The organism is Undibacterium sp. GW821-FHT11H02, from assembly GCF_058808015.1.
The window spans coordinates 301,442-311,458 of sequence record NZ_JBXARG010000003.1 but is presented as its reverse complement, the minus strand read 5'-3'; the positions used below and the strand labels follow the sequence as shown (position 1 = coordinate 311,458).

The 10,017-nt window shown below is 46.5% G+C and carries 8 protein-coding genes; 1 reads left to right on the top strand and 7 read right to left on the bottom strand.

All coding sequences use genetic code 11. From position 1 onward, the window contains the following. Positions 1-361: 361 nt before the first annotated feature. On the bottom strand, positions 362-997 hold the full coding sequence (gene pdxH / locus AC1RR2_RS05235) for a pyridoxamine 5'-phosphate oxidase (RefSeq protein ID WP_493221235.1): 636 nt from the start codon (positions 995-997) through the stop codon (positions 362-364). Positions 998-1,083: 86 nt separating this feature from the next. Then, positions 1,084-1,620: a hemerythrin domain-containing protein gene (locus tag AC1RR2_RS05230; RefSeq protein WP_493221234.1), complete on the bottom strand. Its 537-nt coding sequence runs from the start codon at positions 1,618-1,620 to the stop codon at positions 1,084-1,086. Between the two features lie 274 nt (positions 1,621-1,894). On the opposite strand from AC1RR2_RS05230, the gene AC1RR2_RS05225 reads away from it, so the two are divergent. After that, positions 1,895-2,749 (top strand): tRNA threonylcarbamoyladenosine dehydratase, encoded by an 855-nt coding sequence (locus AC1RR2_RS05225; protein WP_493221233.1) that lies wholly within the window; start codon positions 1,895-1,897, stop codon positions 2,747-2,749. A gap of 15 nt (positions 2,750-2,764) precedes the next feature. Here the strand turns inward: AC1RR2_RS05225 and AC1RR2_RS05220 are convergent, their stop codons facing one another. The 5 genes from AC1RR2_RS05220 to AC1RR2_RS05200 form a co-directional block, all read right to left on the bottom strand. Next, on the bottom strand, positions 2,765-4,873 hold the full coding sequence (locus AC1RR2_RS05220; protein WP_493221232.1) for a sensor histidine kinase: 2,109 nt from the start codon (positions 4,871-4,873) through the stop codon (positions 2,765-2,767). Positions 4,874-5,435: 562 nt separating this feature from the next. Beyond that, on the bottom strand, positions 5,436-6,344 hold the full coding sequence (locus tag AC1RR2_RS05215) for a DMT family transporter (protein WP_493221231.1): 909 nt from the start codon (positions 6,342-6,344) through the stop codon (positions 5,436-5,438). A 54-nt stretch (positions 6,345-6,398) separates the two neighbouring features. Beyond that, on the bottom strand, positions 6,399-7,472 hold the full coding sequence (locus AC1RR2_RS05210; protein WP_493221230.1) for a M48 family metallopeptidase: 1,074 nt from the start codon (positions 7,470-7,472) through the stop codon (positions 6,399-6,401). Positions 7,473-7,480: 8 nt separating this feature from the next. After that, positions 7,481-8,635: a YjgN family protein gene (locus tag AC1RR2_RS05205; RefSeq protein ID WP_493221229.1), complete on the bottom strand. Its 1,155-nt coding sequence runs from the start codon at positions 8,633-8,635 to the stop codon at positions 7,481-7,483. A 183-nt stretch (positions 8,636-8,818) separates the two neighbouring features. Beyond that, complete coding sequence (locus tag AC1RR2_RS05200; protein WP_493221228.1) at positions 8,819-9,751, bottom strand: metallophosphoesterase family protein; 933 nt, start codon at positions 9,749-9,751, stop codon at positions 8,819-8,821. Between the last annotated feature and the right edge of the window lie 266 nt (positions 9,752-10,017).

The following is a 10,017-nucleotide window of genomic DNA, read 5'->3' as shown; positions in this document are numbered from 1 at the left end:
GCTTTTCTTAATGCGTAAATCTGGTATCGTTCTATTTGGGTGAGATGTGTGTAGTTCATTATGCAATTTCGACTGGCCGGTCAAAAAGGCACAAATGCTATCGCATCTTGCCCTCATCAACCGGTACCGTTCATAAATTGCACTTCATACTAGAATTCGCTGGCCATTTTTGTTGCTCTTCGTTGTCAATAGCTCGCTATTGACGCCTCATTCGCAACAAAACTGCCTCAAAAAGTGCATCCATCAGCATCACAAATCCTAATGGAAAATCTGGGATAATAAAAAACTGATACCTCGCAGGGTTGCTGCGCTGTATCAGTTTTGATCTTCACTTCAGTGCAAGAACGATGAGTTCGTCGGATTAGGGCTGCAAACGGCTGATAGTCCAAGTGCCATCTGGTTGGCGGGTGTAGGCAATGCGATCATGTAAGCGTGAGCTGCGGCCTTGCCAGAATTCTATAAATTCGGGCACCAAGCGGTAGCCGCCCCAGTGTTCAGGGCGTGGTGGATGATCACCAAAGTCTGCGACAACTTGTGCCAGTTTGTCTTCAAGCTGCTGACGATTAGCGATGACCTGACTTTGATTTGAAGCCAGTGCACTTTGACGACTACCTAGCGGGCGGCTATGAAAATACTTGTCATTATCGGCATCGGAGATTTTTTCTATGCGACCTTCAATACGTACTTGACGTTCCAGCGGTATCCAAAAGAACAGTAGTGCAGCATGAGGATTGTCTGCTAATTCCTGGCCTTTGCGACTGTCGTAATTGGTGAACCAGGAGAAGCCCCGTGTGTCGAATTCTTTAATCAGTACAATGCGCGAGGACGGCTTGCCCTCCGCATTGACGGTAGACAAACTCATGGCATTCGGTTCAGAAACCTCGGCCTTTAAGGCTTGATCGAACCAATGCGCAAATTGCTTAATGGGGTCATGCGCAACATCACTCTCGGCGAGGCTGGCAAGTTGGTAATCTTTTCGTAGATTGGCAATAGACATACGTTTTCCTTAGCTTAAATTTGCTTAAAAAATTCTGAACTTAATGTCGAAAATCGTTTTTCACGCAGCGCTTTCATACAGCGCTTTCACACAGCATCAATACCGCGTCTGGCTTGCATCGCCAGACCTAGCTTGTGCATTTGCGCCGGGCTAAACAAACGCATCGCCATAGGTGCGATTTGCGTTTCCTCGATTTGCATATGTTCTTGATAGATGGTTTGAAAGGCAGCGACATCAGTGCTGCTCAAATCTGCCGCGCTACCAGTCGCAACGAGACTTAACTGGGCTTCCAAAGCTTGCCACTGCGCTGCCATTTGCTGATGTTGCTGCAAAATTGTGGGCAGGAGTGTCGCCAGTAAGTCTGCATCATCGGCTTGCGCGGTTTCGACTAAGCTCGGTAGCAAATCGATTTCTTCATCGTCATGATGTAGTGGCGCCGCATTTTGAAAATACTTCAATACCGCCAATGCAGCTTTTTGCGCTTCGGCGTCGGCACCGTGCTGAGCCAGATGCGGTAATAATTTTTCTAGGGTGGCGAGTTGCTTACGAATACGATCATGGCAATGCTTAAGTACTGCCAATGGCTGATCGAAACCGGGTGCGCTTGCGAATAAGATATCCATAGTAGGTTTATGTCAGCCGTTAATAATTAATAAAGCAAATGGAAAAGGGTGATATAAGTCAGCGTTTTGTGAAAAAAAACTGGCAAGTAAGCACTTTGCAACAATATAGCCAAAATTATCCTCCATTCTTGTCATTCGCACCGATTTCGCCACCAAGTCACTTGCGCGAAATCAAGTCAGAAATGCTTAATTGACCCGAAGCTTGTAAAATGACGGCGGGTTTTACTAGCTAGTCCATTCAATATTCATTCAAAATTCAAAGAAATTATTCCCTATGCAACACGCCGCATCCCCCTTCGAGCCCCAAGCAAATGATGATATTGATTTTGAACGCCGTTTCGGTGGGATCGCGCGCCTGTACGGTGCGCAAGGTCTAGAAAGATTTAAGCAGGCGCATATCTGTGTGGTAGGAGTGGGCGGTGTTGGTTCGTGGGTGGTGGAAGCGCTTGCACGTAGTGCGATTGGATCAATCACAATGATCGATCTCGATAACGTCGCTGAGTCCAATATCAATCGTCAGATTCAGGCCACTAGCGAGACCCTGGGCAAGGCAAAGGTGACAGCGTTGGCTGAACGTATCGCTACGATTAATCCCTATTGCAAGGTAAGAGAAATTGAAGAGTTCATCGAAGTAGACAATCTGGAACTCATGATAGGTAGTCAAAATTTTGATTACGTAGTCGATGCAATTGACAGTGTGAAAGCCAAAACGGCCTTGATTGCGTATTGCCGCGAGCACCAGATTCCTTTGATTACCATAGGTGCCGCTGGCGGTCAGACTGATCCGGGCAAGATAGAAATTCGTGATTTATCGCGCACCGAACAAGAACCTTTATTAGCTTTGGTGCGCAAGCGCCTGCGTCAGAATTTTGGTTTCCCGCGCGGTATGAAAACTAAGTTTGGCATCGATGCCGTGTTTTCCATGGAAGCCTTGACCATGCCAGAAACCGCCGAAGTCTGCGAAGTAGATACCACTAAACTGAGCTCGGATTCGAACGCAGCTAGTGGCTCAAACGGCATCTCAGGTCTGAACTGCGCCGGTTTTGGGTCCTCTATCGTGGTGACTGCTTCGTTTGGATTGGCAGCGGCAGCGCATGTTTTGCGTAAGCTGGCGTTTGACCGGTCTTGATATCAGTGTGGCGGGCTACTTGGCCTCAATAACAGCCGGCACAGAGATAGAGACTTTGAGTCCCTGTGTCGAGCGGCTTTCTACTTTAATTTTTCCTTGCAATAGATCCGTGACGATATTTTGGGCGACACTGAGACCTAAGCCTATACCGTCTAATCCTAATTGTTTGCTAAAAAAGGGTTCAAATATTCTTTGCAAATGCGCTTCTGAGATACCTAAGCCATTGTCGCTGATCTCGATATGAATGTCGGCGGCATGCTGGCGCAAAGTAAATTCTAATAGCGGCGCCAGGGTTGTCGGCAGCGCATGTCGCATGGCATTGTCAATCAATTGATCAAGCACTTGACTCAGTGCATTTGGGTAGCCGGTTTGCATAATTCCAGCCGGTATCTGTACATGAAGTTCGACTTTCTCCTGTTTAAAACGATGGCTCCATTCTGCCAGCAATAATTGGCATCGATGGGAGATGTCGTATTCTATGAGTGTTTCTTGATGTTGCTCCACCGCCAGCCCGCGGAATCGTTGCACTAATTCACTTGCGGTCTGCAAAGATCGGTTTAGTAGCGCATTTCCTTCCGCCAGATCATTCAAAGTGTTCCGTAACTTGCCTCGGCTCAAAGAGGTTTTATTGATGTCTTCGAGTAAATTTTGACCTAAATATTGCATGGTACTGGCTGCAATAGTGGCGTTGCCCAATGGTGTGTTCAGTTCATGTGCAACTCCGACGACTAAACGATTCAGCGCCAATTGTTTTTCCTGCCGCATTAACACCTGCATCGCTTGTTCTAACTCCCGAGTTCGTTGCCGGACTTGTTCTTCTAAATCGCGGTGAGCCGCCTGCAAGGCTTGTTCCGCTTGCAGGCGGGTTGCGGCCTCGGCTTGAAGTTTTGTTAAAGCTTGATTGAGCTCGGCATTCCGACGTGCGAGAGATGCTTCCAATGCATAACTTTGTTGACTCAATTCTTGATTTTTTTGTTGTAATGAGGGCGCTGCCATCACATCATCGAGTGTGTCGCTTAGAGTTCGGGATAATAGATGTCGGCGTCCGCGATTCAGTTCTAAATGTCTTTCACTCATGCTTAAGGCAATTTCAAAATAGCCTCGTTGCTTACCCAAACTCACAATTTTTTTTAGCACCGCTTCTTGTACCGGTGCCGTTACCATATTGGCGGTATTGAGCTCTTCCGCAAGTACTAGTAAGGACTGCCAGCCTTGATCAAATTCGGCACTCTGACACAGCAATAAGGCTTCGCAATAACGTATCCAATAGGGCCAGCTGATGTTGATACTTTCAGCAAGTTGTTGCATACCTTCTATATGCAATAGGTGTTCCGTGGTTGCTGCCCGTAATCCCAAAGAAGCGCTGAGTATAGCGATATTGGTATGCGCGATTAAGACGAATTTATCGAGCTGAGCTCGCTGCGCAATTTGTAAGCATTCTTGATGTAACTTGAGCGCGGTACGCCATGCTGAATTAGCATCGTCATTTTTGTCCTCGCCTTCGCTTTCGGTTTCATTGCCCAAAAAGTAGTGGGCGGAAGCGGTAGAACGTAATAGGTTAATCAGAGCAAGGGGTTCGAATAGTTGACGTTGTTTAAGTAAAGCATCGCTCATCTCGATTACTTCTCGATACATCTCACAATGCACCATCACCAGGCAGCGGCTCACTCGCATACTCATAGCATCCCTTGGGCGGCCACATTGCTCAAACATGTCAGCGGCCATCGCGGTGCTGTGCAAAGCAGCGTGATGTAGTTGCAAATTGATTTGAATGAGCTGCATCGCTTCCCAAATCCAGGCGCGTGCCAAGTTGCTGGCTAAGGCTTGCGCCATTTCATGCAACATCATTGCACGTTGTAGTAGTTGCGTGTGACTTTGCTGCTGGTTTTGCTGGCGGCTCTGCGTAGTGGTGCTGGTACCGGGGTAGAGCATTAATACTTCTAGTAACAAGGCTTGTTCAGGATTTAATGGACGCTTCGTGAGTTGAGAGAGCAGGATTTGCAGTTGCTCGAATTGCCCAGACAAACACATGTTGCGACCATGCTCAAGCAAGACGTCGCTATCGAGCTGAGGCGCGATGCCTAGTTTGTTGAGATCTGCCTGATCGTCCAGTCTATTCGTCATTTTATTTGTTGCAGTTTCTTATTTTTATAGACCTCATAAAAATAGCATGCATTGAGATTTCAGCATAACTCAAAAAATTAAGACTAAAAATTTGTTATTGGAGAATGTGGTTTTTGTATGACAGTAGCTGGGCTACAAGATTTTGAGGCAATAAATGCAAGCTTAAACTGCATTTCTAAAGATAAATTTCAAAACACAAATGCTGGGACATGAAGAAGTGCAGAATCAAAGGAAAAAATGCGCTAGCGGCAGTGATTCAGTTAAGGCGAAAATGAGAACACCTCAGTGAAAAAATGCGAGATTTTATCCGAATTGAATTTGTAGCTTTGGACAAACATGACAACCCTTCAGCGTCTCGGCGTTGAGGGGTTTTGAAGCATAATTAACCAGCGTGTTCGCTCATCTGAACTGGATTCGCTCGCGGCAGGCTTTTTAAATATTTTTTCCTGGGATTCTCTTGATGTGATTACGCCCGCTAAGCATGAAGCTTGAGTTAGGGTAGCAAGATCCAAATTTCGACTGAAATTCGAAAGCCAATCCGTCAGTTCAATCGAAAAATCACTTAAGCCGCTTTGCCTTGTTTAACATCACCGCGCAAAGCCCAAACCACGCCCGCCAAACACAGTATCATGCCGCACCATTCTATCCAGCCTGGATGATAGTTCTCTAACTTGATTGACAAGAGAACCGAAATGATAGGGGTGATGACGCCGATAAAAACGGTTTTTTGGGCACCGATTCTATGGATTAAAGTGAAGTAACAAGCAAACGCAATCACGGAGCCAAATAGCGATAAATAAAGTAGTGACAGCCAATAATTGAGTGTGGACGGCATCGTCCACGGCTGTCCTGTAAGGATCGCAAACAGACTGACCCACAAAGTTCCCCAGGCCATTGCCCATGCCATAGTGAGTAATACATTTTGACTTTGTTGCCGCACTTTAACCACCACCAGATTACCAAAGGTGCTGGCTAAGGTCGCTGTCAGTGCCAAGCCTAAGCCGAGTAGGAAATGCGTATTGTGACCGGAATGGGTTTCTTCCCAATTACTTTTTAGTGCAGGGAAGAATAATAAAATCACACCCGTGATAGAAACAAAAGCGGCAACCCAAATACGCCAGGTCAAAGGCTTTTTAAAGAAAATTCTTTCCGTAATCGGCGACCAGATCACCATCAGTGCAAACAAAACCGCGACTAAGGCTGAGACTAAATACTGCTCAGATGAATAGGTACACAAATAGCTCAGTGAAAATGTGAAAAAACCTTGTAGCGCTAACCAAGCCTGCGTTTTCCAAGCTAACAGCAAACGATCTTTACGCAACAAGCACCAGCCAAACAGCGTTAAGGAGGCGAGTCCGAAGCGGTAGGCAACGGAGACCGCAGGCGCGACTTCTCCTAATTGTTGTGTAATGGCCCAAAAGGTCGAGCCCCAAATTAATGAGGCGATGATGAAGAGTAGTGAGGATGGCATAGCCTGCTAGTTTACCAGCCTTCCGACAAACTCGCTTTGTGCTGTCGGTTTAGACTATTCTTGCGCAGCCTGTTTAAATCGCGCGATGCGTCTTTGGTTACTTGGGTGGCTCGATAAATAATCCTCCATTTGCCTTGTCAGCCAAGAGAATTGATCGTTTCCTTGTTTGTGCACTTTTGCGTGTTTTTCTAAAATTTCAAATAGCTGTGCGGCGTAGGCAGGCGATATGTTATTTGCTTTCAACAGCCGGATCGCATATTCGTCCGCTTCGGCTTCCTTTTCCTGTGAATACTGTGCATGCAATAGGGTGCCCGATGCGACCGTTAGCATCGTGCTGTAGTCACCGACTAAACTAGCAACCAGGGTGGTGATCATCGAGCTTGCTGCGATATTGTGCATAGAATGGCGCAATTCTATGTGACCTATTTCATGCGCTAATACGCTCGCTAGCTGATATTCTCCAGCGGCGCTGAGTTCCTCTCCTGCCTGTTTGTTTTTATGTTCAAATAAAGCGAACATTTGGTCTGTCATGAAAATACTGCCATGGGGTAAGGCCATGGCATTTGGACCTATAGTTCCGCTTAGATTAAGTTCGAATCGTAAAGCTACCCGTGTTTGCGCAGGCTGTATCCTTCTAAACATATTGATTGCCTGTAAGTATTGGGGATTGGTCAAACTCGAAGGGTTGAGATATTGCTTACGCAGTATTTGTTCCGCTTCCTTTCCCAAGAAATTATCAGCAGCTTGTGGCACAAGAGGAACGATGCGTTTTGCTAACCACGGAGCACCGTAGTGAAATGTGCCGACACAGATAGTCACCGTGACAAGGATCGCTAGTCCGGCTAACCACCATTTTGATTGCCAGCGTTCGATTAGCGTCGCTTTATAATTTAATTGCCTGAGGACGGCTTGTTTGGATTCTGGTTCAACAACTTCGCAATGTGAGCCATCGGGAAATTCTAAGACTAATGCTGCATTGTCGAATGGCTCAAGTAGTTTAGTCTTTAGAATCGCAAAGTTTTTTTGAGCTTGCGCCACATGCAATTCAATTTGATCTGCGGTGATATGCAGTGTGCCAGGCAAGATCTGACTGCGGCGTGTATCGAAATAGTGTACGGAGATAGACATAGCACGCCTTACCAGGAAAGATCAAAACCAACAAATTCAACGGCGCTTTCACCTGCCGCACCCTCTGCATTTACTTGTAGCGCATTGGTTTCCAAATCTTCGGGCATGGCCTGTAAATGTATATGCGCCAGTCTGAATTGGTAGGCACGCACTACTGCAAAGGGACGATATAGACCCAGGCTGAGTAGGGTCAAAATCGTATTCGCGATTTGTAGCTTGGTATAAGCCCATGTCGGAAGTTGTGAGACAAACTGTATATCGTCGAGTCGCGTGCTAGACCATGTTTCATTCCAGACTTGTGCTTGAAGGAAAGGACCTAACAAGGAATACACCATTAGTCCAGTGAGAATAGGTACGCCCAGCAGAATGAATAGCTGAAATAGGTTGTAACTGCCTGTCAGCGGGTTCCTGCTCGTGCTTAAGGCGAGCAGAATGCCAGCCAATACCGAAATCAGAAATACTGCACCAGCACTACTGAGGTAGGGCCAGATCAATTCAAAGCTATCTAAAGCCGAGGCAGATTGTTTTTGACCGTAGGAAAAATTACCGTGCTGGTAGCGTTTCATACGTGCTTGTAGCCAGGGCCAAAGTAGATACAGCAAACTGGATAATGCCGTGATCCAGTAACTACGAAATATCACAGCAATCAACGCTGGAGTCAGGAAGATGATGGCGACTGGTAAGTAGTTTGAGTAGGCCGCCGCTAAACTACCGTCAAAATCAAAACGCAGACCACGGTAACTGGTATTACGCAAACGGAAACGAATTGCGCTACGTAATATCCAAGGTCCACAGATGAATACAAACGCGGTAAAAACAATGGCGAAGCTTGCAGATAGGCCAAATAAATAGTGATAGGCAAACAGCAGTAGTGCGGCGACGATGCGACCGCGCAGAATGACGACGGGATCACCGTGAAAATTAAAGCTACTACCTGCTAGGTGGGTATTGCGATCAAAATAGCTCAGGCGCCTGACCTTGGCCCATGCTGAATAGATGCCGAAAGTTACCAGCGTCAAACACAGATTGACGATCCAGATCCTGAAATACTCTCGACCACTGCCGCTAAATGTCAGGGCGAGTTCTTGGATGGATGTCGTGTTTTCGTCGTCTGCCGGCGATAGCAATTCCATCCGTGAATCGGCCAATGTTGTTTGATGCATCTTTCTGCCTCCCATGCGCAATCAAAATGCTTTTTTGTAAGTGCATTTTTATAATAAATTGGAGGTAGAGATTAACACGAAAGCTTGCTTAAAATGTAAATAGGGTGAATGCATATCGACTGCTTTCCGTACTGCTGAGTTGGCAACTGAACTCGCAGCAGAATTTGCAACTTACTGACAGTCTCAATGACAATTACTATGCCCCTTATCGCTGAATGCAGAAGCACTCGTGCCCGGCGTTGCAATAAATTCCCAGTCATAGCTGTTGGCGTGTAATTGCAGCTTTAAGACGCCATGAACTTCGTTTTGACGAATGTCGCTGATACTTTTTGGGAAAAACATGGGGGTGAGTTTGGCACCGCCTGTGCCAACGACAAAACTGCGTATGCCTTTGTCGCTACGTCGCCCATTTTTATCAAGTGGGGTGAAGCGTTCGTAGTTGTGATCATGGCTGCTTAAGACAATATCGGCGCCCGCATCCGACAACAACTGCCAGACTTCTTGCATCAGCGGAGTATCACCGTGGCCGCCAGATGAGAATACAGGATGATGCCAGAACGCTAGTAGGCAACTGCTTTGTTTTTCTTTGAGTTCGTTTTTGAGCCAGCTGATTTGTTCGCGCATGCCTTGGTGTTTGATATTGCTATTTAAGGACAACAGTGTCCAGTTGCCTATCACTTTCTTGTAGTAACCAAGCCGGTCTTTACCTGCCAATTCATCAAAATAATTGTAATAGCCTTGCGCCAAGGGCACGCCGTAGTCGTGATTGCCGGGTGAGGGCAGGGTACGTGTTTTGAATTTACCCCAAGTTTTGTCATAGCAGTCGCTGAATTCACTAGGTTTGCCGATAGGGTAAGTGTTATCGCCTAAAGTAATCGCATAGGCATTTTTATCTTGCGCCAAACCGTTTTCTATTAAGCTCGCAGTTTGCGCCGCCATGGTTTGTTCGGCGGGTTTTCTGCGGCAATCGGCGATATCGCCAGCGGCAAACAGTGTTACTGAGAGTGGTGCAGATTTAGTGCTAGGTTTACTCTCTTTTTGCGCTTGCGCATAACTTACATTGAGCAAGAAGATCGATATGGCAAGCAAGCTAAGGCTAGGTAGAAACAGAGGCATTGTTAGGAATGGAAAAGAGGGTAAAGCGCTATTTTACGCCTGAACCCGTGTCATCAATAGGAGTAGAAAAACAAACCCCCTCAACACCGAGGCGCAGAGGCGCAGAGATACGCAGAGAAAACCAGTAAAATCTTCGCTTCTCTCTGCGCTTCTCGGCGACTCTGCGTCTCGGCTTTGAAGGGTTTCGACCTTTTTCGTTGAGACGGAATAGTAATAAAAATCGAAACCTAAAGTAGCGGGCAAGAAAAAAGGTGAAATTCATTGCT

Excerpts from the sequence above, each read along its gene's own strand:
- pdxH (WP_493221235.1), bottom strand. The coding sequence starts at position 997 with ATGTCTATTGCCAATCTACGAAAAGATTACCAACTTGCCAGCCTCGCC.
- AC1RR2_RS05230 (WP_493221234.1), bottom strand. The coding sequence starts at position 1,620 with ATGGATATCTTATTCGCAAGCGCACCCGGTTTCGATCAGCCATTGGCA.
- AC1RR2_RS05225 (WP_493221233.1), top strand. The coding sequence starts at position 1,895 with ATGCAACACGCCGCATCCCCCTTCGAGCCCCAAGCAAATGATGATATT.
- AC1RR2_RS05220 (WP_493221232.1), bottom strand. The coding sequence starts at position 4,873 with ATGACGAATAGACTGGACGATCAGGCAGATCTCAACAAACTAGGCATC.
- AC1RR2_RS05215 (WP_493221231.1), bottom strand. The coding sequence starts at position 6,344 with ATGCCATCCTCACTACTCTTCATCATCGCCTCATTAATTTGGGGCTCG.
- AC1RR2_RS05210 (WP_493221230.1), bottom strand. The coding sequence starts at position 7,472 with ATGTCTATCTCCGTACACTATTTCGATACACGCCGCAGTCAGATCTTG.
- AC1RR2_RS05205 (WP_493221229.1), bottom strand. The coding sequence starts at position 8,635 with ATGCATCAAACAACATTGGCCGATTCACGGATGGAATTGCTATCGCCG.
- AC1RR2_RS05200 (WP_493221228.1), bottom strand. The coding sequence starts at position 9,751 with ATGCCTCTGTTTCTACCTAGCCTTAGCTTGCTTGCCATATCGATCTTC.